The organism is Rhizobium sp. BT03 (assembly GCF_030053155.1).
GTDB lineage: Bacteria > Pseudomonadota > Alphaproteobacteria > Rhizobiales > Rhizobiaceae > Rhizobium.
The window spans coordinates 4,444,991-4,468,287 of the sequence record NZ_CP125640.1 but is presented as its reverse complement, the minus strand read 5'-3'; the positions used below and the strand labels follow the sequence as shown (position 1 = coordinate 4,468,287).

30 protein-coding genes are annotated in these 23,297 nt (G+C 60.8%); 19 read left to right on the top strand and 11 right to left on the bottom strand.

Translation table 11 applies throughout. The features are described from left to right. Window positions 1–170: 170 nt before the first annotated feature. A complete protein-coding gene (locus tag QMO80_RS21695) occupies window positions 171–1,514 on the bottom strand; it encodes a HAMP domain-containing sensor histidine kinase (protein WP_283200251.1) in 1,344 nt (447 codons plus the stop codon). Further along, window positions 1,514–2,185 (bottom strand): response regulator transcription factor, encoded by a 672-nt coding sequence (locus tag QMO80_RS21690; protein ID WP_283198321.1) that lies wholly within the window; start codon window positions 2,183–2,185, stop codon window positions 1,514–1,516. Before QMO80_RS21690 ends, QMO80_RS21695 begins: the two co-directional genes overlap by 1 nt. A gap of 138 nt (window positions 2,186–2,323) precedes the next feature. Between QMO80_RS21690 and QMO80_RS21685 the strand changes: the two genes are divergently transcribed. Then, the gene (locus QMO80_RS21685; RefSeq protein WP_283198320.1) at window positions 2,324–2,470 is read left to right on the top strand and encodes a hypothetical protein; all 147 of its coding nucleotides are present in this window, start codon (window positions 2,324–2,326) and stop codon (window positions 2,468–2,470) included. A gap of 19 nt (window positions 2,471–2,489) precedes the next feature. Here the strand turns inward: QMO80_RS21685 and QMO80_RS21680 are convergent, their stop codons facing one another. Next, window positions 2,490–3,023, bottom strand: a complete 534-nt coding sequence (locus tag QMO80_RS21680) for an NADPH-dependent FMN reductase (protein WP_283198319.1) — start codon at window positions 3,021–3,023, stop codon at window positions 2,490–2,492. Between the two features lie 207 nt (window positions 3,024–3,230). On the opposite strand from QMO80_RS21680, the gene QMO80_RS21675 reads away from it, so the two are divergent. From QMO80_RS21675 to QMO80_RS21665, 3 genes are read left to right on the top strand one after another with little or no spacing between them, the layout of a single operon-like run. Next, the gene (locus QMO80_RS21675) at window positions 3,231–4,232 is read left to right on the top strand and encodes an ATP-binding cassette domain-containing protein (RefSeq protein ID WP_283198318.1); all 1,002 of its coding nucleotides are present in this window, start codon (window positions 3,231–3,233) and stop codon (window positions 4,230–4,232) included. Continuing rightward, the gene (locus QMO80_RS21670; RefSeq protein WP_283198317.1) at window positions 4,229–5,029 is read left to right on the top strand and encodes an ABC-2 family transporter protein; all 801 of its coding nucleotides are present in this window, start codon (window positions 4,229–4,231) and stop codon (window positions 5,027–5,029) included. Before QMO80_RS21675 ends, QMO80_RS21670 begins: the two co-directional genes overlap by 4 nt. A gap of 2 nt (window positions 5,030–5,031) precedes the next feature. Continuing rightward, on the top strand, window positions 5,032–5,835 hold the full coding sequence (locus QMO80_RS21665) for an ABC transporter permease (protein WP_283198316.1): 804 nt from the start codon (window positions 5,032–5,034) through the stop codon (window positions 5,833–5,835). 25 nt (window positions 5,836–5,860) lie between these two features. Here QMO80_RS21665 and QMO80_RS21660 read toward each other — a convergent pair whose 3' ends face one another. Beyond that, window positions 5,861–6,382 carry a helix-turn-helix domain-containing protein gene (locus tag QMO80_RS21660; RefSeq protein WP_283198315.1) on the bottom strand — a complete coding sequence of 174 codons (522 nt, stop codon included), beginning with the start codon at window positions 6,380–6,382 and terminating at the stop codon, window positions 5,861–5,863. 89 nt (window positions 6,383–6,471) lie between these two features. On the opposite strand from QMO80_RS21660, the gene QMO80_RS21655 reads away from it, so the two are divergent. The 5 genes from QMO80_RS21655 (at window position 6,472) to QMO80_RS21635 (ending at window position 9,590) form a co-directional block, all read left to right on the top strand. Further along, a complete protein-coding gene (locus tag QMO80_RS21655; protein ID WP_283198314.1) occupies window positions 6,472–7,113 on the top strand; it encodes a dihydrofolate reductase family protein in 642 nt (213 codons plus the stop codon). Window positions 7,114–7,316: 203 nt separating this feature from the next. Continuing rightward, the gene (locus QMO80_RS21650; RefSeq protein ID WP_283198313.1) at window positions 7,317–7,520 is read left to right on the top strand and encodes a hypothetical protein; all 204 of its coding nucleotides are present in this window, start codon (window positions 7,317–7,319) and stop codon (window positions 7,518–7,520) included. A 115-nt stretch (window positions 7,521–7,635) separates the two neighbouring features. Beyond that, window positions 7,636–8,448 carry a hypothetical protein gene (locus QMO80_RS21645; protein ID WP_283198312.1) on the top strand — a complete coding sequence of 271 codons (813 nt, stop codon included), beginning with the start codon at window positions 7,636–7,638 and terminating at the stop codon, window positions 8,446–8,448. A 15-nt stretch (window positions 8,449–8,463) separates the two neighbouring features. Further along, the gene (locus tag QMO80_RS21640) at window positions 8,464–9,036 is read left to right on the top strand and encodes a chloramphenicol phosphotransferase (protein WP_283198311.1); all 573 of its coding nucleotides are present in this window, start codon (window positions 8,464–8,466) and stop codon (window positions 9,034–9,036) included. Between the two features lie 245 nt (window positions 9,037–9,281). After that, the gene (locus QMO80_RS21635) at window positions 9,282–9,590 is read left to right on the top strand and encodes a hypothetical protein (RefSeq protein WP_283198310.1); all 309 of its coding nucleotides are present in this window, start codon (window positions 9,282–9,284) and stop codon (window positions 9,588–9,590) included. 37 nt (window positions 9,591–9,627) lie between these two features. Here the strand turns inward: QMO80_RS21635 and QMO80_RS21630 are convergent, their stop codons facing one another. Both QMO80_RS21630 and QMO80_RS21625 read right to left on the bottom strand, forming a co-directional pair. Then, window positions 9,628–10,317 (bottom strand): hypothetical protein, encoded by a 690-nt coding sequence (locus QMO80_RS21630; protein WP_283198309.1) that lies wholly within the window; start codon window positions 10,315–10,317, stop codon window positions 9,628–9,630. A 102-nt stretch (window positions 10,318–10,419) separates the two neighbouring features. Beyond that, complete coding sequence (locus tag QMO80_RS21625) at window positions 10,420–10,887, bottom strand: Lrp/AsnC family transcriptional regulator (protein ID WP_283198308.1); 468 nt, start codon at window positions 10,885–10,887, stop codon at window positions 10,420–10,422. A gap of 124 nt (window positions 10,888–11,011) precedes the next feature. On the opposite strand from QMO80_RS21625, the gene QMO80_RS21620 reads away from it, so the two are divergent. Next, window positions 11,012–12,226, top strand: a complete 1,215-nt coding sequence (locus tag QMO80_RS21620; RefSeq protein ID WP_283198307.1) for an argininosuccinate synthase — start codon at window positions 11,012–11,014, stop codon at window positions 12,224–12,226. Window positions 12,227–12,701: 475 nt separating this feature from the next. On the opposite strand, the gene QMO80_RS21615 is transcribed toward QMO80_RS21620, so the two are convergent. Continuing rightward, on the bottom strand, window positions 12,702–13,292 hold the full coding sequence (locus QMO80_RS21615) for a TetR/AcrR family transcriptional regulator (RefSeq protein WP_283198306.1): 591 nt from the start codon (window positions 13,290–13,292) through the stop codon (window positions 12,702–12,704). Between the two features lie 159 nt (window positions 13,293–13,451). On the opposite strand from QMO80_RS21615, the gene QMO80_RS21610 reads away from it, so the two are divergent. From QMO80_RS21610 to QMO80_RS21600, 3 genes are all read left to right on the top strand, one after another. Further along, window positions 13,452–14,282: an SAM-dependent methyltransferase gene (locus QMO80_RS21610; RefSeq protein ID WP_283198305.1), complete on the top strand. Its 831-nt coding sequence runs from the start codon at window positions 13,452–13,454 to the stop codon at window positions 14,280–14,282. Between the two features lie 111 nt (window positions 14,283–14,393). Next, window positions 14,394–15,308, top strand: a complete 915-nt coding sequence (ubiA, locus tag QMO80_RS21605) for a 4-hydroxybenzoate octaprenyltransferase (RefSeq protein WP_283198304.1) — start codon at window positions 14,394–14,396, stop codon at window positions 15,306–15,308. Window positions 15,309–15,330: 22 nt separating this feature from the next. After that, window positions 15,331–16,107: a phosphodiester glycosidase family protein gene (locus QMO80_RS21600; protein WP_283198303.1), complete on the top strand. Its 777-nt coding sequence runs from the start codon at window positions 15,331–15,333 to the stop codon at window positions 16,105–16,107. A gap of 16 nt (window positions 16,108–16,123) precedes the next feature. Here QMO80_RS21600 and QMO80_RS21595 read toward each other — a convergent pair whose 3' ends face one another. The 3 genes from QMO80_RS21595 to QMO80_RS21585 all read right to left on the bottom strand — a co-directional run bounded on the left by QMO80_RS21595 (window position 16,124) and on the right by QMO80_RS21585 (window position 19,525). Next, window positions 16,124–16,930 (bottom strand): alpha/beta hydrolase, encoded by an 807-nt coding sequence (locus tag QMO80_RS21595; protein ID WP_283198302.1) that lies wholly within the window; start codon window positions 16,928–16,930, stop codon window positions 16,124–16,126. Window positions 16,931–16,949: 19 nt separating this feature from the next. Continuing rightward, a complete protein-coding gene (locus QMO80_RS21590; protein ID WP_283198301.1) occupies window positions 16,950–17,549 on the bottom strand; it encodes a demethoxyubiquinone hydroxylase family protein in 600 nt (199 codons plus the stop codon). Between the two features lie 95 nt (window positions 17,550–17,644). Continuing rightward, window positions 17,645–19,525, bottom strand: coding sequence for an ABC transporter ATP-binding protein (locus tag QMO80_RS21585; protein WP_283198300.1), 1,881 nt, complete (start codon window positions 19,523–19,525; stop codon window positions 17,645–17,647). Between QMO80_RS21585 and QMO80_RS21580 the strand changes: the two genes are divergently transcribed. Both QMO80_RS21580 and QMO80_RS21575 read left to right on the top strand, forming a co-directional pair. Next, a complete protein-coding gene (locus tag QMO80_RS21580) occupies window positions 19,524–19,760 on the top strand; it encodes a hypothetical protein (protein WP_283198299.1) in 237 nt (78 codons plus the stop codon). The genes QMO80_RS21585 and QMO80_RS21580 overlap by 2 nt on opposite strands. After that, window positions 19,754–20,155 carry a GFA family protein gene (locus QMO80_RS21575; protein ID WP_283198298.1) on the top strand — a complete coding sequence of 134 codons (402 nt, stop codon included), beginning with the start codon at window positions 19,754–19,756 and terminating at the stop codon, window positions 20,153–20,155. Before QMO80_RS21580 ends, QMO80_RS21575 begins: the two co-directional genes overlap by 7 nt. Before the next feature lie 33 nt (window positions 20,156–20,188). On the opposite strand, the gene QMO80_RS21570 is transcribed toward QMO80_RS21575, so the two are convergent. Further along, the gene (locus QMO80_RS21570) at window positions 20,189–20,662 is read right to left on the bottom strand and encodes a VOC family protein (protein WP_283200250.1); all 474 of its coding nucleotides are present in this window, start codon (window positions 20,660–20,662) and stop codon (window positions 20,189–20,191) included. A gap of 267 nt (window positions 20,663–20,929) precedes the next feature. Here QMO80_RS21570 and QMO80_RS21565 point away from each other — a divergent pair, with 267 nt between their 5' ends. The 4 genes from QMO80_RS21565 to dapB all read left to right on the top strand — a co-directional run bounded on the left by QMO80_RS21565 (window position 20,930) and on the right by dapB (window position 23,128). Beyond that, window positions 20,930–21,532 (top strand): histidine phosphatase family protein, encoded by a 603-nt coding sequence (locus QMO80_RS21565; RefSeq protein WP_283198297.1) that lies wholly within the window; start codon window positions 20,930–20,932, stop codon window positions 21,530–21,532. 190 nt (window positions 21,533–21,722) lie between these two features. Continuing rightward, a complete protein-coding gene (locus tag QMO80_RS21560) occupies window positions 21,723–21,938 on the top strand; it encodes a hypothetical protein (protein ID WP_283200249.1) in 216 nt (71 codons plus the stop codon). 52 nt (window positions 21,939–21,990) lie between these two features. After that, window positions 21,991–22,344 carry a hypothetical protein gene (locus QMO80_RS21555; protein ID WP_283198296.1) on the top strand — a complete coding sequence of 118 codons (354 nt, stop codon included), beginning with the start codon at window positions 21,991–21,993 and terminating at the stop codon, window positions 22,342–22,344. Window positions 22,345–22,357: 13 nt separating this feature from the next. After that, on the top strand, window positions 22,358–23,128 hold the full coding sequence (gene dapB, locus QMO80_RS21550) for a 4-hydroxy-tetrahydrodipicolinate reductase (protein WP_283198295.1): 771 nt from the start codon (window positions 22,358–22,360) through the stop codon (window positions 23,126–23,128). Window positions 23,129–23,297: the final 169 nt, after the last annotated feature.

Genomic DNA, 23,297 nt, shown 5'->3' with positions numbered 1-23,297 from the left:
CGAAATCGAGATCGATTTCGGAAAGGATTATGCGCAGTTTAAAGTGCTAGAGCGTCCCTAGCGCGTCTGTCGGACGCGCGGCGCTCTAGTCAGGCAAAAGTGGCGGCCGAGAATTGCCGCAGTATTACATCGGTTCCGGCAGCGTCGGCTGCCGGAAACAACCCGCGTCATCAAAGCCGGATAGCCACCTCGGTGCCGGCGTCGCCGCTCTCGATGCTGACTTCGCCGCCATGGTTTGCGGCGATCTGCTTGACGAGGCTCAAGCCCAGCCCCGCCCCCGTGCTCTTCGGAGTGACGCGATAGAACGGCTCGAACACCAACTCGCGGTGTTCGGCCGGAATGCCCGGCCCCTCGTCGGCCACGCTGATCCGCCCGCTGCCGGAGGCCGACACGGAGACCGTGATCATGCCGCTCCCGCCGCCATGGTCGATGGCATTGCGAACGAGGTTGCTCACCGCCCGCGGCAGCGCCGAGGGGCTGCCCTTGCGCTTCAGGCTCTCGACCTCGCTCTGAAACGAGATCTGGTAGCCGGCGCCGATCGCCAGCGGCGCGAGGTCGGCAACGACGGAGCGGGCAATCTCGACGAGATCGACCATTTCATGGAGATCGGTCGCCTGGTCGTTGCGCTCGAAATCGAGCAGCTGTTCGGCCGTCTCGGCCAAACGCGCGACGTCGTCGAGCAATCGCCTGCGGTCCTGCCCTTCTGCCGTTCCATCGATCCGGGTCTGCATGATCGCGATCGGCGTCCTCAGCTCGTGCGCCGCATCGATCAGGAAATGTTGCCGTTTGCGGTACTCGTTTTCCAGCCGGTCGAGCGCCTCGTTGAAGGCGATCACCAGAGGCGCGACCTCCCGCGGAATACCGTCGAGCGGCAGGCGCGCATCGTAGCGGCGAAGTTCGATCTCGGATGCCTTGCGGGCGACCTCGCTGACGCTGGCCAGCCCACGCCGAACGATCCTGGGAACGGCGAGAAAAACCGCGGGCAAGGCGATGACGAACAGCGGGACGTAGATCGGATAAACGGCGCCCATCAGGGTAAGAACCGGCCAGCCCTTGTCGGCAACGCCGCCAAACAGAACCCGTAGCTCGCCGATCGCGGTCTCCACGCTTTCGACCGAGGCGATCTCGCCCGTGCCGGCCGATCCCCTGATATCGGCCCCTTCGAACAGGTAGGTCAGACGCGCAAGCTCGCTGTAGGCCGCAGGAATGGTCCCGTAAGACACGAAAGAACCGTTCGTCGTGGCCGCGACATACCAAAGCCCCTCATACTGCCGCTTGAGTGCATCCAGCTCCGGCGTATCCTTTATTTCGAGCCGCCCCTCAGCATCCAGCGCAACGGCCGGAGCCAATGCGGCGGTGACATGGTCCTCCAGCGCGACGTTCGGCGAGAGGATCGTCGCGCCGTAGAAGCAGAGCCCGATGGTGACAGCCGTCACCACGCCGACGAAGACCAGGCTGAGCTGCCAGCTGAGCCGCCACCAGAGCGAAGGGCTGGGCTTGCATTTTTCGCCCATCATTCTTCCCTCAGGAGATAGCCGACGCCGCGGATATTGTGGATCGAAACCTCGGCGCCGGCCTCGGCAAGCCGCCTGCGCAGCCGCGATATATGCGCATCGAGCGCATTCGACTGGATTTCCTCCTCATAGTTGTAGACTGCCGCCTCGAGCGTCGCGCGGAGCACGGTCTTCTCCTTGCGCTTGGCAAGGGCCGCCAGGACCAGCAGCTCGCGCCGGGGCAGATCGAGCGGCGCGTCATGGACGGTTACGCTGAGATGTAAGGGATCGATCACCATCCGCCCAGCGGTAATTTTGAGTTCCGCAAGGTTCGGCGGCCGCCGCAGCACGGCTCTCAGCCTCGCCATCAGTTCCTCCACCAGAAACGGCTTGCCGAGATAGTCGTCGGCGCCGAGATCGAGCCCTTCCACCCGCTGCCTCGGCTCGTTCAGCGCCGTCAGCACGATAATCGGCGTATCCTTCCCCGTCCGCCTCAGCTCCGGAATGAAGCTCAGCCCCTCTCCGTCGGGCAGGCGCCGGTCGAGCAGGATCGCGTCGTAGAGGTTCTGCCGCGTCAGCTCGACGGCATCGGCCAGATGCATCGTGTGGTCGGTGACGATCCCATGTTTGCCGAGCGCTGCCGACAGCGCCTCGGCCAACCCCCGCTCGTCTTCTATCAACAATATCCGCATCGCCGCCTGTTCTCTTGACCTTCCCTCTGTCCGCCACAAGGGTTGCGGCAGCATTGCGGAGCTTGCAAGGCAGCCGGTCATGCTGCCGCAATTGTCGAGGTCCAACACAAAGGATATCCGCGGCATCTGGAGATCAAGATGATCCGACCTATCCTCCGTTTCCTCAAAAGGCATTTCCTCTCCGCCTTCATCCTCGCGGCGCTGCTCGCAGCCCCGCTGGTGATACTGCGCACGCTTGACGGAAAAGCAGGGGTCGAGAGCGGCCTCCTGATGGAGGTCCGATGACCGCACAAGCTTCAGGACGTTAGCCGACTGCCTTGCAATAGGCCGAGAAGGCCTGAAGATAGGCCTGCACCCTGGATCTGTTCTGCGCCGCCTCGACGGCCCGCAACACCTCGTCCGGCTCCAGCTTCATCAGAGGAAGCCGCAGGAAGATATCGCCTGCGAACCGGTCGGTGATGGTCGCAAGGATCGTGCGCAGACCTGCCAGCATGTCATCTCCTCGATGCGATGCGTGCAGCAGCGCGACGGGCTTGTGGACGATCTGCTCTCCCGACACCAGCCAATCGATCGCATTTTTCAGGCCGCCGGGGATGGATCGCACATATTCCGGGCTGGCAATGATCACCCCGTCACTCCCAGCAATCATTGCGACGAAATCCCGCACCGCCGCCGGCAGAGCTTCCCCCTCGAGATCCGGCGAGAACACCGGCAAACCTCCGACGCCATCGAAGATCGCAATCTCGATCTCACGTGGCGCGACGGCGCTGACAGCCCGCAGCAGGGCCGTATTGGTGGAATTGCGCCGAGCACTGCCGGATATTGCGAGAATCTTCATGAGCCTAACAGCGATCGATTGATCGTGGCTGTCAACGCCAAAGGCTGCGCTGCGGCACAAGGCGTCCTTTCAGATAACAAAGGCCACTGCAGCGTCTTGAATTGCCCGATTGAGTGATCGGCAAAAGCGACTTTTGCTTGCACTGGCCGAGCCCGGCGTTAGCCTGGGTTCCAATCCTCACAGCTGCCGAATCGGCGGGAAATACACATGACGGCTTTGATCGAGGCACGGGGTGTCAGCAAGCGCTTCCGGCAGCACAAAAGATTTCCAGGCCTGCTCGGCGCCCTGAAGACGCTGGTGACGAGCGAATATACCGAAGTTCTGGCCGTTTCCGACATCGATTTCGACGTCGCTGCCGGCGAAGCGGTGGGTTATCTCGGCCCCAACGGCGCCGGCAAATCCACGATGATCAAGATGATGACCGGCATCCTGGTGCCGAGCGCCGGCACGCTCTCGGTGCTCGACCGCACGCCGCATCTCAAGCGGATGGACAATGCACGCGAAATCGGCGTCGTCTTCGGTCAGCGCAGCCAGCTGTGGTGGGATCTGCCGCTGGTCGACAGTTTTACCTTGCACCAGCGCATCTATGATATCCCGCCCGCCCGCTATGCGGACAATCTAAGGCGCTTCAGCGAGTTGCTCGACCTCACGCCTTTTCTCGGCCGCGCGGTGCGCCAGCTCAGCCTCGGCCAGCGCATGCGCGCCGAGATCGTCATGTCGCTGCTGCACGATCCGAAGATCCTCTTTCTGGACGAACCGACGATCGGGCTCGACGTGGTCGCCAAGGATGCCGTGCGGCGGTTTCTCGCCGAGATCAACCGCGAGCGCGGCGTCACCATCATCCTCACCACCCATGACCTGCAGGACATCGAAACCATCTGCCCGCGGCTGATCATGGTCGATCACTCGAGACTGATCTTCGATGGTGAATTGAGGAGCCTGCGCACGGCTTTGGGCTCGGCCCGGCGGCTGACCCTCGAATTTGCCAGCGACCCCGGGTCGCTGTCGCTCAGCACGGCTTCGCTCGTCAGCGACGAGGGCCTGCGCAAGAATTATCTGATCGAACGCGAAGACGTGTCGCTGGTCAGGATCCTGTCGGAGGTGGGAAGCGACCGCGGCCTTAAGGATGTGGCGCTGCACGAGCCCGACATCGAAGAGGTCATCCGCACTTTCTACCAGGGCCGCAACGCCAGGGCGCGGGCGTCATGAGCGCTTATTCCGCCTTCGCACGCAGCGCTTTCCATGCCCAGTTGGCCTACCGCAACGAGGTCTGGGCCAACATCTTCGGCAAACTCGTGCAAGTCTTCGCACGGGTCGCTATCTGGCAGGCAGCCTATGCCGGCATCGGTGCAGCCGTGGTCGACGGCGTCTCGCTGCAGCAGATGGTGACCTATGCCTTGCTCGGCGGTGCGGTGATGGGTGCCACCCGCCCCGAAAGGATCATCAGCGAGATCGGCCGGTCGTTGAAGACGGGGGACGTCGCCGTCTGGTTGCTGAAGCCCATCTTCTATCCGCTCTACGTCTTCGCCAATGAATGCGGCAGTTTCGGCTACCGCCTGATGACGCAGGTCATCCCGACCGTCGCCGTCACAGCCATGTTCTACGGCATGCTGCCGCCGGCAAGCCTGTTCGACGGCGCCATGTTCATCGCCTTCTGGGCGCTTTCCTTCATCCTGCTGTCCCTGATGTCGATGTTCTGCGGCCTCATCGCCTTCTGGCTGATGACGAGCTTCTCGCTCGACTGGATCCTCGGCGCCCTGCTGCAGCTGTTCTCAGGCCTGCTGGTGCCCTTCTGGTTCTTTCCAGAGCCGCTGGCGACGATCGCCCGCCACCTGCCCTTCGCCTGGGTGGTTTATTATCCCAATGCCGTCTATCTCGGCCGGCTTTCGGCTGCCGACACCTGGTTTCATCTCGGCCTCGGTCTCGGCTGGGCCGGATTGTTCCTCTTCGGCGTCCTTTGGCTATGGCGCTCGGCCTCGACCCGCATCACCGTGCAGGGAGGCTGACCATGCTCCTTCATCACCTCCGCGTCGTTCCGCTGCTGGTGCGCATGTATATCCGCTCGCAGATGGAATATCGCGGCGCCTTCTGGCTCGATCGCCTTGCACAGATCCTCTCCTACGGCAGCGTTTTCGCCACCATCGGCATCCTGCTTGCCCGCTTCGATACGTTGGGAGGCTGGAGCTGGCCGGAGCTCGCGCTGCTCTACAGCTTCCAGCTGCTGGCCTACTCCCTCGGTGCTGCGATGAGCTTCACGCAGCTGCGCGATCTCGAGGAACTGGTGCGTCTCGGCACTTACGATGCGCTGCTGGTCAAGCCGTTCAGCCCTTGGGTCTATCTGATCTTTTCCGGTCTCAATATCGGCTATGCCGGACACATCATCCTTGCTGTGCCGCTGCTCGGCTGGGCGGTTTTCTCCGTCGATTTCGCCTGGTCGATCCCTTCAGCTCTCTTCCTCGTCGCCGCGCTTTTCAGCGCCACGCTGCTGACCGCCGCCCTGATCACCATGATCGGCGCCACCGCGCTGATCTGGGTGCGCTCCAACCATCTGTTCTCGATCTTCTTCGGCTTCTGGGAACTGATGCGCTACCCTCTCAACATTTTTCCCGGCAGCATCCAGATCACCCTCCTCACCGCCGTTCCGCTGGCGCTGACCAGTTCGGTCCCCGTTGCCGCCCTGCTCGGCAAACCCGTCCCGATCCTTGGCGGCTGGGCCGGCCCGGCAGCTCTGGTGGCCGGCCCGGTCTGGGTGTTGATCGCAATGGTGTATTGGCGCTACGCCACCGGCAAATACCAGGGTGCCGGCGGCTGATCGGGCCGGCTGAGTTTTCTCGATATTAGGATGCCGTTGCCGGCGATTTCACGCGGACCTCGAGGAACGCCGCCGTCAGCTTGGTCAGCGCGGCCGAGGTGCGCGTGCCGTTGGCGCCGCCGATCGGATCGACGATATGGATTTGCCGGAGATCCTCCATGAATGCGTCCCAGAGCGGCGGGCCGCCTTCTTCGAGAAGCTGCGCGCGGATGCTCAGCTCCTCGCTGACAGGCAGATGGCGCCGTCCCCAGGCGCCGATCATGGCGAAAACGGGAACGAGCTGGATCGCCGGCTCCGCCAGGCTGTAGATCGCTTTCTGGCTATGGCTCGGATCATCCCGCTTGCTGATGAATTCGAGCGAGAGCAGCCGCTTCAACCTGGCTGCCAGGATGTTGGAGGCGATCCCCTCTTCCGAATGGGTCAGAAGATCCCGGAAATGGCGGCGATTGCCGAACATGATGTCGCGGATGATAATGAGGCTCCACCGATCGCCCAGCACCTCCATCGTCAGGTTGATCGGGCAGCCCGAGCGCCGTTCAATATCCACCAAGCATCTCCATCAAAAACTGGTTGCAATATAGGATCGCTTATGCGACAAAACAACCAGTTTTAATTTGAAATCAGATGGAGGAAAGCATGTCCAAAGTGCGTGTCGCAGGGTTTTCCGTTTCCGTGGATGGTTTCGGCGCGGGTCCGGAACAAAGCATGCAAGATCCGCTCGGCAAGCGGGGGCCGGAGATGTTCCAATGGTTTTTCCATACCCGCACTTTCCGCGCCATGCAGGGAAAGGACGACGGTTCGCAAGGGATCGACGAGGATTATGCCGCCCGCGGCATGGCCAATTTCGGCGCCTTCATTCTCGGCCGCAACATGTTCGGCCCTATCCGCGGCGATTGGCCGGATGATGCCTGGAAGGGCTGGTGGGGGCCGAATCCGCCCTATCACGCGCCAACCTTCATCCTGACGCACTATCCCCGCGAACCGATCGTCATGGAAGGCGGCACGACCTTTCATTTCGTCACCGGCGGTATCGAGGAGGCGCTCGCCAAGGCGAAGGCCGCGGCCGGCGGCAGGGACGTAAAGATCGGCGGCGGGGTCAGCACCGTCCGCCAGTATCTGCAGGCCGGCCTGATCGACGAACTGCATTTCGCCGTCTCGCCCGTCGTGCTCGGCAAGGGGGAAGCGTTGTTCGCAGGCATCGACCTGCCCGCCCTCGGCTTCCGTGTCGCCGAGCATGCCGCAACCGAACACGCCACGCATATCGTGCTGGCAAAATAAACCAGCCGCCTGCCGCGGGATGCCGGCGGCGGCAATGGGATGAAGACCGGGCAGCGCGGGCAACCGGGCCTGCGCCGAACCCGGAAAAAATAGCGGTGGTGTTGCGAGGGAATGAGCGTAGAGTGAATGCCATCGGCCCATCGGCATTGGCACGACCGCTTGAGAGACCAGAGTGCTCTTGCCGCTTTACTGAGGGCGCGACCATGCTCCTATCGCTCATCTCACTCAACGATGATGAAATAACGATCGTCACCGATGCCGTCCGGCAATGGTGCTGCGAGAGGAAGCTCGACATCGACAGCGTCGAAGGACGCCGCGCCATCACTATTGCCGTCGATCTCGTCCAGTTGAACACTCGCCGCGACAGGCTTTTTGCCGAGCTGTCGAAGCAGTTGGACCATCAGTAGGATCCGACATCGATCCATCGAAACCAACACCGGCTGCACTTGGCGGCTTGCAGCCGTCTTGCGGATCACCATCCCCTCGCCTATGGGATGACAACGTCCCGCAAGGCCTCTCCCCGTGCTCCGTTTTGCCCCCCACGTCCTGATCGTTCTCATTCTGACAGTGCTCACGCAGATCGGCGGCGTCGCCTATCTCGTCGCGCTCGCAGCGTCCCGCGCCTGGCGCATCCATCGCTTTCTTGCGAAGCTTGCCATCTTGCTGTTTTGTTATGCCGGCGCGACATTTGCAGCGGGCCTCGCAGCCCCGATGTTCGGACGGGTCCCCCTCTCCTGCATATCGAGCGCCACTGACAGGCTCGTGGTCCGCTCCCCGATCTACTGCCTGCTGAACCGCAACTACGTCACGCCTGACCTGCGTGATCTGGCAAAGGCGCTCGCCGCCCACATGGACGAAAAATTTCCTGGAACCGTCACCGTCGCGCTGGATGCGAATTTCCCCTTCGTGAACGGCTTTCCGCTGCTTCCGCATCTGTCGCATGCCGACGGGAAAAAGCTCGACTTCGCCTATTATTACAAGAATGCCGACGGCGCCTTCCTGAATGGCGCGACCCGCTCCCCGATCGGTTATTTCGCCTTCGAAGAGCCGGCGCCGGGCGACGAACTGCCATGCCAAGGCCGCCACGACTGGCTGACCACGCGCTGGGATTTCGACGCGCTGCAGCCATTGTTTCCGGCCTATGGCATCGAGGAGCAGCGCACATCGGCCGCGGTCGCCTGGCTGACCAGCGAAGGCGTGGCGCGCTTCGGCCTGCAGAAAATCTTCATCGAGCCGCATCTGAAAAACGCGCTCGGCATTACCGACAGCCATGTCCGTTTTCAAGGCTGCCGCGCCGCCCGCCACGACGATCATATCCATATCCAGGTTGAATGAGGGAGGTTGCTCCGTATGAATATTTTCATTCTGCTGATCGGTTTTCCTGGAGTCGGCAAACTTGCAATCGCCAAAGAATTAAGTCTGCTTTTCCCCGCAAAGATTGTCGACAATCACTGGTTCAACAACCCGATACTGCGCCTCCTGGATGACGGTGGGACGTCTCCCCTCCCGGAAGGAATATGGGAATACACCGGCAGGGTTCGGCAAGCCGTTTTGGATGCGATCGTGGCCTATAGCGCGCCCTCGGCCAATTTCATCTTCACGCATGCCGGCATTGACGGCGATCAGCGAAGCATGCGCACGTTTCAGCAAATTGATGCCGCAGCACAACAACGCCAAGCCTTGCTGGTGCCAGTGCGGTTGCTCTGCGATGAGGACGAGTTGGCGCGCCGGATTTCGACACCGGCACGCCGTGCCCACCTGAAATCCACAGATGTGGAAGCTTCGAGAAAACGCAGCCGACAAGCTTGCGTCCTCAATCCTCAACATCAAAACACTCTCGTCCTGGATGTCACTTTCGCATCACCGCAGGAAAGTGCGGCCGCCATTCGAAATCACGTATTGAACGCCGCAGGCAATCCCTGACGTCGTTACTTTCCAGCCCAGCGATAGCGAATCCGTCGTGAATAAGCGGGTGCTGCTTCAGATTCCCAGGACGGGCAATACTTCCGCCCCGTCAGGAATTCCCATGTCAGCCTCGGAACTGGGGTTAGTCGCGTCGGCAGACAGCGATGCCGGCAATCCATAGGCATGACAGACAGAGCCGCGTTGCGCCACCTGCAGATATTTGCGATGTCCTGAAAGATTCATACTTTTCAAGAGAGCCTCGAATGGAAGCAGGCATTATATGGCTGACGCTTTTGCCCTTTGCAGCAATTTTCATCGCGGCGCTGATAATGGGGCAAGGCAGGAGGTTATGGATATCAATTGCAATCGCCAAGTCAGCCTTGGTGGTCGGAGCGCTGTGCCTGTATGGCAATGCCGTAAGAGCCTCTTGTGAAATTAACGAGAGCGAGTGTGTGGGTGCGACCGCAACTGCTTGGCTCATCGCCTTCGTATGGAGTGCTCCAACCCTTGGATTCGTTCTCAAGCTTGTGGCTCAAATTCGTTCCCCTGGCAGAGGCAAAATTGTCGAATGATATGGCTTGAGCTGGACGAGGGCCAGGCGAATTGGCGCTATGTCGTTACCGAGCACAGGACCAACGGGTCAATTTTCTTCATTTTTTCAATAGCATATCTGAACTCAATGCCGCTCGCAGTGGCCCATTGCTCTGGACTTAGTCCCGGCTCCATTCTTACGCTTTCAATGATCGCGACGGTGCTGTCGTGCTTGAGCAGGTATGTTACTATCAAGTTGCCTGAGCCGATCTCGGAGGACATGGAGAGGCGATCCGGTCCGATAGCAGTTACCGCAACGTTTCGAAGAAGCGTCTTGTACTTTGTGCCATCAAAGGAAATGTAATTGCCATCGCGCACCGCTAAATAAGGACCTTCGCAGAAAGAGCCCAGGAAATGAAGCTCGCTGGCCACAAACTTATCTGCGATGGCGCTTTCATCTGCATTTGAACACGAAGCCACAAACCCCACCATAGCTAACATCAAGGCAATCGAATGCTGATGATGCCTTTGCAGCGGCCTAACTCGCAGCGTTCTTTCGGCAGTCTCGCTCATTAAATAACTCGTGCAAAACACAACGTCTTCTGAATAACTGAGAGCATACGACAGCTTGTTAATGACTTTGATCAATTTTAAGTAGTTTCGCGGATTTCCTTGCAATCGATCATCCTCCAGATTGCGCACGTCATGATGAGGGCTGATCGGTGTGCCTCTGTAGTCTGCAGGCCGTCCCTCCACAGCATCAGACATTTCCTAACGAGGGCCGCCCTCTCTCCAGCCTCATTCTGAGGTGCCCCGAAGGGGCCTCGAAGGACGAGGCTGGCCACGCACCGGTACACAAGCCGCGCGCGCCTACCGAACCGGCAGCTCGTAGCTCCGCTTCAGCGTTTCCATCGGCACATCGGTCTTGACGCTGAGCACGCTCGGAATGCGCGTCAGGTGGTCGGCCTGGAAACGCCAATAGCTGTGAAGATCGACGGTGACGATGCGCAGCACGGCGTCGCATTCCCCCGTCGTCAGGTAGCACTCCATCACCTCGGGAAACCGCCGGACGGCCTCGGCGAAACGCAGGGTGACCTCGGCATCCTGGGTCTTGAACCAGACCCGGGCAAAAACCGTCAGCCCCGCCCCGACCTTTGCCGGGTCCAGCACGGCAACATAGCGATCGATGATCCCGGCCTTTTCCAGGAGCCGCACGCGGCGCAGGCAGGGCGAAGGCGACAGCCCTACCTCTTTTGCCAGCTCGACATTCGAAATGCGGCCGTCGCGCTGAAGCACGCGCAGGATATGGCGATCGATCGCGTCGAGAACTACCGGCATTTTATAGCTCTATTCCATTCTGTAATGGCATAACATGCCAAACCTTCGCAATTTCGAGGACGCTTCGCAAGCTCATTGCGCGAGATATGACCTATCGATCCAAGCATCGACGTGGAGACGGTAGATGACAAGACAGATGGATAAAATCGTGCTCGCTTATTCCGGCGGCTTGGATACCTCGATCATTCTCAAATGGCTGCAGGAGACCTACGGATGCGAGGTCGTGACCTTCACCGCCGACCTCGGCCAGGCCGAGGAGCTGGAGCCGGCGCGGGCGAAGGCGGCAATGTTCGGGGTCAAGGACATCCGTATCGTCGATCTGCGGGAGGAATTCGTCTGCGACTTCGTCTTTCCGATGCTGCGCGCCAACACGCTTTATGAGGGGCAGTATCTGCTCGGCAGTTCCATCGCCCGGCCGCTGATCGCCAAGCATCTGGTCGCCATAGCCAGGCAGGTCGGCGCGGATGCCGTCGCCCATGGCTCCACAGGCAAAGGCAATGACCAGGTCCGCTTCGAGCTCGCCGTCAATGCCCTCGACCCGTCGATCAAGGTCATTGCTCCCTGGCGTCAATGGGACATCCGCTCCCGCATGCAGCTTCTGGACTATGCCGAGATGCATGAGATCCCGGTGCCGAAGGACAAGCGCGGCGAAGCGCCCTTCTCGATCGACGCCAACCTGCTGCACACCTCCACCGAAGGCAAGATCCTCGAAAATCCGGCCGAGGCCGCGCCCGAATACATCTATCAGCGCACGGTCAACCCTATCGATGCTCCCGATACGCCCGAGACCGTCACCATCGGCTTCGAAAGCGGCGACCCGGTGTCCCTGAACGGCGAAGCGATGACGCCGGCCACCTTGCTCACCGCGCTCAACAGCTTCGGCGGCCGGCACGGCATCGGGCGGCTCGATCTCGTCGAAAACCGCTTCATCGGTATGAAATCGCGAGGCATCTACGAGACGCCGGGAGGCACGATCCTGCTTGCGGCGCATCGCGGCATTGAATCGATCACGCTCGATCGTGCCGCCGCACACCTGAAGGATGAGATCATGCCCCGCTACGCCGAGCTGATCTACAATGGCTTCTGGTTCTCTCCCGAGCGGGACATGCTACAGGCTCTGATCGACCGGAGCCAGGACCTCGTTAGCGGCGAAGTGACGGTACGGCTCTACAAGGGTAGCGCTACGGTCATCTCCCGCACCTCGCCCTGCTCACTCTATTCCGCCGATCTCGTCACCTTCGAGGAAAGCGCCGTCGCCTATGACCATCACGACGCCGAAGGCTTCATCAAACTCAACGGATTGCGGCTCAGGAGCTGGGCAGCCCGCAACGGCAGATGAGCCCTGCCCTGCGTCGGCGCGTTGGCAGCCACGACCCGAAATCCGATTTCAAACGATCTTAAAAATACGCACGAAAAAGCTAATCGATTTTAATTTTATCATTAAAATTTTCTTGTTGCGGCGCAAAAGAATTTAGACATTAGCTATATCGGATGCTCACTGTGTTCGTTGGAAGGAACTCGCATGACTGTGACATTTCCGCTTACTGAGAAGCGCGATGCGGAGGCATTGCTGAAGCACTTGACGATGCACAAACTCAGTTTTCCGGGAAACTGCGTCGTGTCGCTCAAAACGCATATCGCGCAGGTATCATCCTCGCATACAACAGCACTCGGCACTGCCCGTACCGCCTGGTAGCGATTGAATATTCGGGCTTCTTGCCCGATCTCCGTGCCTTTCGCTCATGCTCAGGATCGAAGCAATCCGGCTGGACGAACCTATGTGGAGAGGATGGGCCGAGCGCGCCGACAACAGCCTATCTCGCTGCAGGCAATCCCATGCCGACGAGCTTCAGGATTTCCTCGACCTTCGCATCGGGATCGGTTCCGGCTTCGACCTGGCCGTCTATCATCAGCAAGGCAAGGCCATGCGTCAGCGACCAGAGGAAGAGCGCGGCGTTCGGCACGTCCCCGGGCGTCAGACGCTTTTCCAGGTCGTCCTTCATCTGCCGGTAGACCCGCATCCGCAGGGTGCGTATTTCCTCGTTGCCTTTGGAATAGGCTTGAAAACCCTCCCCGAACATCAGCCGGTAGAGACCGGGATTCGAACGGGCAAAGGCGACATAGGCGATGCCGCCGGCAAGCAGGTGGCGCCGGGAACCGGCCAAGGCGGCATCTATGCTTTCGCCGAGTTCGGCAAACCCTTGTTCGGCGAGCGCTGCCGCAATGGCATCCAGACTGTTGAAATAGTGATAGGCCGCCGGAGCCGAGACCCCGGCGCGGCGGCCGATCTCCCGCAGGCTCAGCGCAGCCGGGCCGCCCTCCTCCAGAAGCGCCCGCGCCACTAACAGCAGCGTCGGGCGCAGATTGCCGTGATGATAGCGGGGCGGTCCTTTGTCCGTGGTCATGTCTCGATCTAATCTTTACATCGTTAAAATCATGATCTACTTTACCCGCGCTGACAAGATCCGACGAAGAAGATCGCGATCAGGTGAGCATCCTCCCAAATCCAGGTCACAGTCCGGGTGCCGGCAACAAGGCCCAGGTTTACAGACAAAGAGGCTTTCATGCGAGCATCGGAACCAAGCCGTACCGCCATGGGCGCGGCCGCCTACAGAGCCGCACATCAGAACGTGGACGGCGGCACCATCTTCTGCGACCCTTACGCCCGCAGGATTCTCGGCGAGGAAGCGAGCGCCGAAGCCGATCTGAAGGCCGAGGTTCCCTCCACACGGTCCTTTCGCCTCTTCATGGCGGCCCGAAGCCGATATGCCGAAGATTGTCTTGCCCTGTCCGTCGCCAAGGGCGTGAGGCAGGCCGTCATCCTCGGCGCCGGGCTCGACACCTTCGCACTGCGCAATCCTCATGCCGGCCTGAAGGTCTTCGAAGTCGATCACCCTGCCACGCAGAGCTGGAAGCAGAGGCGGCTGAGCGAGATAGGGGTGACGCAAAATCTGCCGACATTCGTTCCCGTCGATTTCGAGCAGGAAGATCTCGGAACGCGCCTGGTCGATTGCGGTCTCGAACTCGAAACGCCCTCCTTCTTCATCTGGCTCGGCGTCGTGCCCTATCTCACGGAACCGTCGGTGTTTGCCCTGCTGCGCTTCGTCGCCGGCCTGCCGAGCTCGTCCATCGTCTTTGACTACAGCGAACCCTTGGAGAACTATCCGCCCGAACGCCGCGCCCGCGCCGCGGAAATGGGGTCGCGCACGGCCGCTGCCGGCGAGCCATGGCTGACGCACTTCGATCCCAAGCAGCTCGCGGACCGATTGCTGAGCCTGGGCTTCCGATCTCTACAGGATATCGGCCCGACCGAAATGGCCAAACGTTTCTTCGGCCTGCCCGCAGATGCGCCGGATCGCGGCGCCGGTCCCCATGTCGTATTCGCCGGGAAATAGGAACGGCCCCAAGGCCGTCGCTCGCTGCAGGCGGCCATTGCTCCGCTTGCAAAAATTCCTATTCTGGCCGCCGCTATCCCGGCCGCTGCGACAGGAAATTTGGATTATCTCATGATGACTTCGAGTCACCCCGACCTCAGCGACATCCACCATGGCGACTGGGTAGATCGCCGATTGCCGGCCGCATGGCGGCCATACACGCGGCTGGCGCGGCTCGATCGCCCGGTTGGAATATGGCTGACGCTTTTCCCATGCTGGGCCGCCCTCACCCAGGCATCGCACGGTCTGCCGGACCTCAGTGAGCTTGTGATCTTCTCTCTCGGCGCCCTGCTGATGAGAAGCGCCGGCTCCACGGTCAACGACATTGCCGATCGGAAGTTTGACGGCCATGTGGAGCGAACCCGCTTCCGGCCGCTTGCAAGCGGTGAACTTGGCACGCTGCAAGCCTTGGTCTTTCTGGCTGTGGAACTCTTGGCCGCGGCCGCGCTTCTGTTTTTCCTGACGCCTTACACGCGTCTGATCGCGATATCGGTTCTGCCGCTCGTCTTCCTCTATCCGCTCTGCAAGCGCTTCACCCATTGGCCCCAGGCGGTCCTGGGCGCGGCGTTCAATTGGGGGATGCTGATGGCATGGGCCGAGCTTGCAGGCCATATCCCGGCCGGCGCCGTTCTGATGTGGGCCGGGGCGATCGCCTGGCAGATCGGCTATGATACGGTCTATGCCTATGTCGATGTCAGGGATGACACCCGCCTCGGCCTGAAATCGACAGCAATCCTGTTCGGCCGGCGCGGCAAGTTGTGGATCGGCTTGTTCTATGCTCTGGCCGTTGCGGCGTGGTCGCTCGGGGGGTGGCTGCTGGAGATGTCGTCGCCTTATGCGATCGGAATGCTGGTGATCGCAGCCCACCTTGCGTGGCAGACCCGGCGGATCGACCTTGCCCGCCCGGACCTGAATTATCGCCTGTTCCTCGCCAATATCCTGACGGGCGTGCTGCTCGCCGGCACGGCTCTGTCAGGCACATGGTAGACAGCTCGAGGACGTGACGCCGATGACCTATTTCAAACAAGCCGCGTTCGCGGCCACCATGATGCTGGCAGCAACGATGACACCCCTGCATCAGGCCCATGCCGAGCAATGCGACCAGGAGACTTTCGAAGAGGCGAAATACGTCGTCTGCACGCTGCAAACGGGGAAAGCCGACCTGCGCCTGTTCTGGAAGGGCGCCGATGGCGAGCCGTACCGGACTTTTTCAAGCCTTGCCGAAGCCGTTCGCGCCGAGGGGAAGACGCTGGTGCTGGCCGTCAACGCCGGCATGTACCGGGCCGATTTTTCGCCGATGGGGCTGTATGTCGAAAACGCCAGGGAATTGAAACCCGCCAATACCGCAAAGGCCGAAAGCTCCGCCGGCCAGGTGCCGAATTTCTACAAGAAGCCGAACGGCGTGTTCTTTCTGGGTGAAGCAGGCGCCGGCATACTGCCGACCGATGAATTTCTGAAAAATGCGCCCAAGGTGCGGTTCGCCACGCAGTCCGGTCCGATGCTTGTCATCGCAGACAAGCTGAACCCGATCTTGATCCCCGGCTCGACGGATCGAACCCGCAGAAGCGGTATCGGCGTCTGCGCGGCCGGCACGGTCCGCTTGGCAATCAGCGAAGACGGAGTGAATTTCCACGATTTCGCACGGCTCTTCCGCGACAATCTGAAATGCCCGGACGCGTTGTTTCTCGACGGCGGAAACGGTGTCGGGCTTTACTACCCGGCCATGGGCCGCAACGACCGCTCCTGGCACGGCGGTTACGGCCCGATCCTCGGAGTGGTCGAGTAGCGGAGGGAAGCGGCCCTCATCGAGGCGGACCAAAAAACCTGGCCGTGGCCGTGATCAGCCGGTCCAGCATATCAACGTTCTTCCAAGTGTTGAAAATGTGATCCATGGGAGCCTCCCAAACTTGGTGTGCCCCCTTATGCGCCCGAGCGAACTTTGCCGCTGTTCCCACAGGAATGGCAGTATCCAGGCTGCCTTCAGCAAGGAAAACCGGTCCATCATACTTAGCAATCTCGTCCAGCGGATCCAGGCTTTCGACGTCGGCAAAGAAGTCATGGCCGAGAGTTAGGGACGAGCCCCACGGAAGTTTAACCTTGGTGGGCGATCGGTTTTCGAGCGCCCGTTCATACACATCACGCCCAATCAAGGCTGGAAAGGTTAGTTTCGGCTCGCCGACGGGAGCCCAGAGCGCGACCGCCGCTGGTCGATTTGTTCGGCCCGCCGCCGTAGCAGCAACCAGCCCGCCTTGGCTCCATCCCAGCAGAAAGATCGCATTCGGACCACCGGACGGCAGATCGCCGGCGAAATCCATTGCAGCGATGCAATCCTCGACCTGGCGATTATACGTCGTGTCCTGAAAGCGTCCGCCGCTTTCGCCGACGCCTCGAAAGTCAATCCTCAGGCTCGAGAAACCCAGAGACGCGAGCTTCTCGGCCGCATGCGTGAAGATACCGGTGCCGGTCTGAGAAATCATGAGTTCGTGCCGCGTTCCTCCGAACCCATGGAGAAGTACGACAATCGGTGCGTTTGCCGAGGTCGCCAGACACAATGTCCCGACAACACGATGCCCATCGACATCAAAGCTTACCGTTTTCTCTGCCGCCATCGCCTTCTGAACCTCTCCATCAAAGCCCCTTCCCCGCCCGCACCATTTCGGCGCGCATCCAGCTCGAGTCGCCCCAGGTGGAGAGCCAGATCATCAGGTCGGTCAGGGCGCCGATGACGGGCAGGAGCAAGGCGTGGCCGAGACCCCGTCTCTTCTGACTGTCCTCGGCCTTCCTGAGATGCGCAAGCTCCTGTTCCTGTATCGACGCGATCAGGGTATGAAGCTCGGGATCGCGTTTGGCGAGGAAAGCCAGTTGGTCTTGGAGGTGGCGATGGACCGTGCTTTCCACGGCCTCCGTGCAGATCCAGATCATGTTGCGCCCGCCAAGCGCCGTCAGCAAGCCGAGCACGAAACCGCCGAGGCTCCAGAAGGCCATGACACGGCAGGGCCTGGCGCTCCTTGCAGGCATTGCCCCGCGAAACAGCCGGCAGTGGTCGATCTCGTCCTCACGCATCTCTTCAAGCGCCGGAACGATGTCGGGAAACAGCCGACGGGCCATCAGGATCTGGGCGCCATAGATCCTGATAGCGCCGAACTCGCCCGCATGGTTGACCTTGAGAATGCGACGGATGGTGACATTGGCGTCGCGCATTCCCGAGTTGCTCGACGGATTGATCATGACCACCTGCCCCGGTTCCCCTGCAGGCAATAGGCAGGATTGCCGCCGTCATCGTCAAGGGGTGCCGGAACGCGGACGGGTCGCCAGTTCCTCGGTCAGGTCGCGGGTGAACTCGGCAAGGGCTCGTCGATCTCTTCGGGAATGAAGCCGCCGGTCTGGCGTTTCCACAGGCGGGCAAACAGGCCGTTACCTTCGACCAGCTCGTCCGGCCTGCCCTCCTCTACGATCCGCCCGCGATCGAGCACGACGATCCGGTCCATCCTGGCGATGGTCGACAGCCGGTGCGCGATGGCGATCACCGTCTTTCCCTCCATGACGAGGTTCAACCGCTCCTGGATGGCGGCTTCGGATTCGCTGTCGAGCGCGGACGTCGCTTCGTCGAGCACCAGGATCGGCGCGTCCTTCAGGAGAACGCGGGTGATCGCCACGCGTTGCCGCTGGCCGCCTGACAGTTTGATGCCGCGGTCGCCGACGAAAGCGTCGTAGCCCTTGCGGCCCTCGCTGTCAGTCAGATCGGCAATGAAGGCATCGGCGCTCGCCATCTTCGTCACCCGTTCGATCTCATCCCGCGTGGCCTCCGGCCGGCCGTAGCGGATATTATCGCCGACCGACCGGTGCAGCAGGGCGACATCCTGCGCGATGACCCCGATCGCGCGGCGAAGACTGGACTGGGTGACGGCACGGATATCCTGCCCGTCGATCACGATCGCGCCGCCCTTGATGTCGTAGAAGCGCAGAAGCAGGTTCGCGAGCGTCGTCTTTCCCGCCCCGGAAAGGCCGACCAGACCCACCTTCTCGCCGGGCCGGACCGTCAGCGACAGGTCGTCGATGACCGGCTTGCCCGACTTGTAGGCAAAGTGGAGGTTCTCGAAACGTATTTCGCCGCGCTGAACGCTGAGCTCGGTCGCATCCGGCCGGTCGGTGATCGTCGGAGGTGTGGTCATGACGGGCATGGCGTCCTTGATCGTGCCGATCGCCTGGAAGATCTGCTGGCCCATCTGGAGGAAGACGAAGATCTGCGACGACAGCCGGTTGAGGATGTAGACCGCGCCGACGAACTCGCCGACCGTGAGGAAGCCTTTGACAAGGCCGGAAAATCCGATCGACAGCATGGTCAGCCACAGCAGCGTGTTGAGAATGACGACAGTGACTTCCGACGAGCGATAGATACGCTGCTCGCTGTGCTGCGTCTGCACGGTCTTCTGGATGATGCGGCGGATGGCGCCGGCCTCGCTGTCTTCGGCCGCGAACTGCTTGATCATTTGCATGTTGGTATAAAGATCGGTGATAGCGCCGGCGACCAGGCTGCGCTGCTTAGCGGTGCGGCGCGAGCGCTCGACGAAAACAGGCACGATCCTGGCGGTGAATGCGATGTTGAGCGCGATCCAGACGACGACAGGCAGGGCAAGCTGCCAGGCGAGCGCGCTCAGCAGGATAACAGAGCCCACCAGCTGCATCAGAAAGCGCGGGATGGACTGGAAGCCGGCAAGGATCTGTTGCTGGACGGCGGAGGATACCTGCGAGAGGCGTGAGGCAACCTGGCCGGCATAGAGATCATGGAAGAAGGCAAGGTCTTGCCGCTCCACCGCCTTATGTCCCTGCCATTGAATGGCAGCCGGCATGCCGATGCCCAAAGTATGCGAGTTCAGCGTATTCAGCATGAACGACAGGATCGGCATCACAGGAAAGATCAGGAAGCCGAGAACGGTCAACAGCAGCCATTCATTGTGCAGGAAGGCGGCGGCGCCCTGTTGCGTCACGCCATCGACGATGACCGACAGCCCCCAGACGATCGTCAGGTTGATCAACTCGAACACCATGGAGCAAAGCGCAAGCGCGATCAGCACGCCGCGAAACATCGAGATGAAGTGCATGAGCACCGTCACCGGACCTTTGGAAGGCAGCGGCCGGTAGGGAATGTCGAGCGGCCGGATCAACGTTTCGAAGGGACGGTAGATCGCATCGGAAATCGACATGGGCCGCTCGGATCAAAATTGGGAGGAAGCGTGGACTCGGGGCTACGCCAGGTCGCATCGGACCATCTTTCTGCCGCCACCTCAACTAGAAATTTTACAAATTCAACAAACGGAACTGTCGTTCAAACTTGGCGAGCGGCAAAGCGAGGCGCTCGAAGCCCAATTGCGATCGCCGCGCGATTGGGGCAGGATGACCCCGGAAGAGACAGCAGGATTGAACGAACACTCATGCTGACGGGCTCATGTCATTGCGGCAAGACAAGCTGGACGCTCGAAGGCGATCCCGGCTCGATCACCGCCTGCAACTGCACCCTCTGCCGCCGCTACGGCACCCTCTGGGCCTATGATTACGAGGGAGAGCGTATCGCTCTCAGCGGGCAAACCGCCTCCTATACCCGCTCCGGCCGGGAGACCTCGTCCCTCGAAATCTTGTTCTGCCCATCCTGCGCCTGCGTCTTGAGCTGGCGCGGCCTGCGGCTTCAAAAGGATGGCCGCCGGCGCATGGCGGTCAACATGCGGCTTGCGCCGCCGGATCTCGTCGCCGATCTTCCCATCGATCACTTCGACGGCTTGGACACGTTCGAAGATCTTCCGTCCAAAGGGCGTTGCGTGCGCGACCTCTGGTTCTGAGAACCTGGCATCTCTTGGCTTCGGTCGGGCGCCTCAGCCGCGCCGGGCCGCCTCGATCGCTGCGACATCGATCTTCCTCATCGTCATCATCGCATCGAAAGCACGCTTTGCCTCACCACCGCCTGCCGACAGTGCTTCGGAGAGGACGCGCGGCGTGATTTGCCAGGACACACCCCATTTGTCCTTGCACCAGCCACACTCGCTTTCCTGGCCGCCATTGCCGACGATGGCGTTCCAGTAGCGGTCGGTTTCCGCCTGATCGTCGGTGGCGATCTGGAACGAGAAAGCCTCGCTGTGTTTGAATGCGGGACCGCCATTCAGGCCGATACAGGCAATACCCGCCACGGTGAATTCAACGACCAGCACGTCTCCCTGCTTGCCATCCGGATAATCTCCCGGTGCCCGAATGACCGCCCCCACGGCACTGTCGGGAAACGTCGCCGCATAAAAGCGGGCCGCCGCCTCGGCGTCTTTGTCGTACCATACGCAGATCGTGTTCTTTGCCATTGCACGGGTCCTTTCGCTCTTCGGTTCGGATTCCTCCGTGAAATAAGAGGCAAACTGGGTTTCTCCAGCCCACCCTAACAATTTCCCGGTGGCAATCGCCGCGCGTTGCCGAGTGACCAAAAGCGCCGTTAACGGAAGACCGGGCTCGCGTGGATCGCGCCAATTGCGGTCATCATTGATCTGTAGCATGACAAAGCTACTGCAACCGCTCTCCTCGGTTCAGGAGACCCCGCTCATTGTTGCATTGGCCGGCCAGGAGCAACGCTGATGATTTACCTGCTTCGCCACGGCGAGACCATGTGGAACAGCTTGGGCCGCTTCCAAGGCCAGAAAGATTCATCGCTGACGGAACGCGGTATCGACCAGGCCGACCAGGCTGCGAAGCTTCTGGAAAAGGAAGTTGCAGGTAGCGAGCAGTCATTCCAATTTCACGTCAGCCCGCTAGGCCGCACTCAGGAGACTGCGGCGCGCGTGAAGCGGATATTGCCACTGGTGGCCCATCTGGAACCACGGCTGATGGAGGTGACCATCGGCTGTTGGGATGGCATGACCAAGTTCGAGATCGACAACGAGTTTCCAGGAATGCTGGACGGATCCGACGCTTTTGATTGGTATTTCAAATCTCCCGACGGTGAAGGCTTCGATTCTGCCTGTGCCCGGGCGAAGGACTGGCTCGCAGGCTTACATGAACCGACAGTTGCGATTTCTCACGGACTGTTCGGCAGATTGGTTCGCGGTGTCTATTGCGGCCTTTCAAAGCGGGAAATGCTGGAACTGCCCGTTCCGCAAGACGGGTTCTATCGCCTTTGCGACGGCGAGTTCACTCTGGTAAGCGCTTCCGCCGATACGAAATCCGGTGTTGTCGCGTAACAAGAGTTTATGCCCGGACGCCGCGGTGCGGCCTCACCCGCGATGTCAACACAGATTCATAAAAACAAAGACCTGAAGCAATCGCATGAATCAAATTCTAAGCGGCACGCTTTTTGTGTCCTTGCCACAAAACTCGTGTCAGACTGCGCAAGCTGCGCATCGCCTGCGCGCCGATCGAAAGGGCCGAACCATGCATAAATTCACCGTTACCCTCACCCGGGAGATCGAGGCCGATACCGCCGAGGAAGCAGCGCTGCTTATGTATCAGGAACTATCAAAGGCACCGGTTCCCGACCGCTACGCGGTCACCGACGAGACAGGGATGACCACAGAGGTGAAACTGGATCGGGAAAAGGCGGATGAATTCGCCAGCATCGATCACACCGCCGACCCCGGCAACTGGTAACGTCAGGGCCGCTAAATTGGCCGACATAGACAGCAGCCCCTGAGAAAACCTGATGGAATACAATCCGCATTACCCGACAATCCTGCCGGAATTCTTTGCGCTTTCGTTTGCCTTTGTTTTGAACATCTTGATACCTGTCTCGGCGATCTTCATTGCTCGAATGCTGAAGCGACAAAGATGGCTGCCGCACGCATTGGCATTTCTATGGGTGTTTTTCTCACCAATCACGCTCGCCATATTGGCAACGCCCGCGATGGCACCAGGAGAAGAGCCCGGGCCTGGCGATGGGATAATTCTTCTTCCCGTCTTGGCGGAAATACCAGTCGTGTTTGTTGTTTACGCCCTCACCCTGATTTATCTGCGTCTAAGGCGACAAATTTCCTCCCCTTCGCACTCGCCCTCCTGAGCAAGGAAAGACTGTGACATCACCAATCAAAATAGCGGTCGCCGGCGCGAACGGCCGCATGGGTCGCGCCATTCTGCCGCTGCTGGCGGCCGATCCGGCTTTTGCGGTCGTCGGCGGCATCGGTCGTCCCGGCTCCATCGGTGAAGGGCTGATCGACCGTTCGGGCGCGATCGCAACCGCCGACGTGATCCTGGATTTCACCACGGGACATGCCGCCGCCGAACTTGCCGGCTTGTGCGCCTCGGCCGGCGGACCGGCCCTGGTGATCGGGGCGACGGGCTTCGAACCGGATGAAGTGGAACGGATAGCAGAGGCCGCCCGGACGATTCCGATCCTGCGCTCCGGCAATTTCTCCATCGGCCTCAACATGCTGCTCGGCCTGGTTACCCAGGCCGCCCGCGCCCTTCCCGCGCAGGGCTGGGATATCGAAATCCTCGAAGCCCACCATAACAGGAAGATCGACGCACCGTCCGGCACGGCACTGATGCTCGGTGAAGCCGCCGCCGAAGGCCGCGGCGTTTCCCTCGCCTCCGTCGAGAGGCGCGGGCGCGACGGCATCACAGGCGAACGGCCGCCCGGCGAAATCGGCTTCGCCGTCCTGCGCGCCGGCGGGCTCGTTGGAGAACACAGCGTCCTGTTTGCCGCTGCCGAGGAAGTGGTAACGCTTTCACATTCGGCTCTCGATCGCGGCATGTTTGCCCGCGGCGCCCTTGCCGCCGCCCGCTGGATCGCGGGACGCGCACCCGGCGAATACGGCATGCGAGATGTCCTGGATCTGGGGTGAACGGACAGTGTGAACAGAGGCTTGAGGCTCGTCCTTGAATCAAATTCTAAGCGCATCTCTGGTTGCGCACGACCTCCAAGAGAGCCTCATCCTGAGGTGACCCGCGAGGGCCTCGAAGGACGAGGCGGGTATCGGCGTCAGATGGACGCAAGGAGCAGCGTTGGAGCAT

Bases quoted from the DNA above. Each gene is read 5' to 3' on its own strand.
- QMO80_RS21640 (WP_283198311.1), top strand. From the start codon at position 8,464: ATGAATATTTTCATTCTGCTGATCGGTTTTCCTGGAGTCGGCAAACTT.
- QMO80_RS21690 (WP_283198321.1), bottom strand. From the start codon at position 2,185: ATGCGGATATTGTTGATAGAAGACGAGCGGGGGTTGGCCGAGGCGCTG.
- QMO80_RS21565 (WP_283198297.1), top strand. From the start codon at position 20,930: ATGATTTACCTGCTTCGCCACGGCGAGACCATGTGGAACAGCTTGGGC.
- QMO80_RS21680 (WP_283198319.1), bottom strand. From the start codon at position 3,023: ATGAAGATTCTCGCAATATCCGGCAGTGCTCGGCGCAATTCCACCAAT.
- QMO80_RS21620 (WP_283198307.1), top strand. From the start codon at position 11,012: ATGACAAGACAGATGGATAAAATCGTGCTCGCTTATTCCGGCGGCTTG.
- QMO80_RS21655 (WP_283198314.1), top strand. From the start codon at position 6,472: ATGTCCAAAGTGCGTGTCGCAGGGTTTTCCGTTTCCGTGGATGGTTTC.
- QMO80_RS21625 (WP_283198308.1), bottom strand. From the start codon at position 10,887: ATGCCGGTAGTTCTCGACGCGATCGATCGCCATATCCTGCGCGTGCTT.
- QMO80_RS21675 (WP_283198318.1), top strand. From the start codon at position 3,231: ATGACGGCTTTGATCGAGGCACGGGGTGTCAGCAAGCGCTTCCGGCAG.
- QMO80_RS21575 (WP_283198298.1), top strand. From the start codon at position 19,754: ATGCTGACGGGCTCATGTCATTGCGGCAAGACAAGCTGGACGCTCGAA.
- QMO80_RS21665 (WP_283198316.1), top strand. From the start codon at position 5,032: ATGCTCCTTCATCACCTCCGCGTCGTTCCGCTGCTGGTGCGCATGTAT.
- QMO80_RS21695 (WP_283200251.1), bottom strand. From the start codon at position 1,514: ATGGGCGAAAAATGCAAGCCCAGCCCTTCGCTCTGGTGGCGGCTCAGC.
- QMO80_RS21635 (WP_283198310.1), top strand. From the start codon at position 9,282: ATGGAAGCAGGCATTATATGGCTGACGCTTTTGCCCTTTGCAGCAATT.
- QMO80_RS21595 (WP_283198302.1), bottom strand. From the start codon at position 16,930: ATGGCGGCAGAGAAAACGGTAAGCTTTGATGTCGATGGGCATCGTGTT.
- QMO80_RS21560 (WP_283200249.1), top strand. From the start codon at position 21,723: ATGCATAAATTCACCGTTACCCTCACCCGGGAGATCGAGGCCGATACC.
- QMO80_RS21630 (WP_283198309.1), bottom strand. From the start codon at position 10,317: ATGTCTGATGCTGTGGAGGGACGGCCTGCAGACTACAGAGGCACACCG.
- QMO80_RS21580 (WP_283198299.1), top strand. From the start codon at position 19,524: ATGGGCCGCTCGGATCAAAATTGGGAGGAAGCGTGGACTCGGGGCTAC.
- QMO80_RS21615 (WP_283198306.1), bottom strand. From the start codon at position 13,292: ATGACCACGGACAAAGGACCGCCCCGCTATCATCACGGCAATCTGCGC.
- QMO80_RS21590 (WP_283198301.1), bottom strand. From the start codon at position 17,549: ATGATCAATCCGTCGAGCAACTCGGGAATGCGCGACGCCAATGTCACC.
- QMO80_RS21570 (WP_283200250.1), bottom strand. From the start codon at position 20,662: ATGGCAAAGAACACGATCTGCGTATGGTACGACAAAGACGCCGAGGCG.
- QMO80_RS21555 (WP_283198296.1), top strand. From the start codon at position 21,991: ATGGAATACAATCCGCATTACCCGACAATCCTGCCGGAATTCTTTGCG.
- QMO80_RS21650 (WP_283198313.1), top strand. From the start codon at position 7,317: ATGCTCCTATCGCTCATCTCACTCAACGATGATGAAATAACGATCGTC.
- QMO80_RS21610 (WP_283198305.1), top strand. From the start codon at position 13,452: ATGCGAGCATCGGAACCAAGCCGTACCGCCATGGGCGCGGCCGCCTAC.
- QMO80_RS21670 (WP_283198317.1), top strand. From the start codon at position 4,229: ATGAGCGCTTATTCCGCCTTCGCACGCAGCGCTTTCCATGCCCAGTTG.
- QMO80_RS21585 (WP_283198300.1), bottom strand. From the start codon at position 19,525: ATGTCGATTTCCGATGCGATCTACCGTCCCTTCGAAACGTTGATCCGG.
- QMO80_RS21685 (WP_283198320.1), top strand. From the start codon at position 2,324: ATGATCCGACCTATCCTCCGTTTCCTCAAAAGGCATTTCCTCTCCGCC.
- ubiA (WP_283198304.1), top strand. From the start codon at position 14,394: ATGATGACTTCGAGTCACCCCGACCTCAGCGACATCCACCATGGCGAC.
- QMO80_RS21600 (WP_283198303.1), top strand. From the start codon at position 15,331: ATGACCTATTTCAAACAAGCCGCGTTCGCGGCCACCATGATGCTGGCA.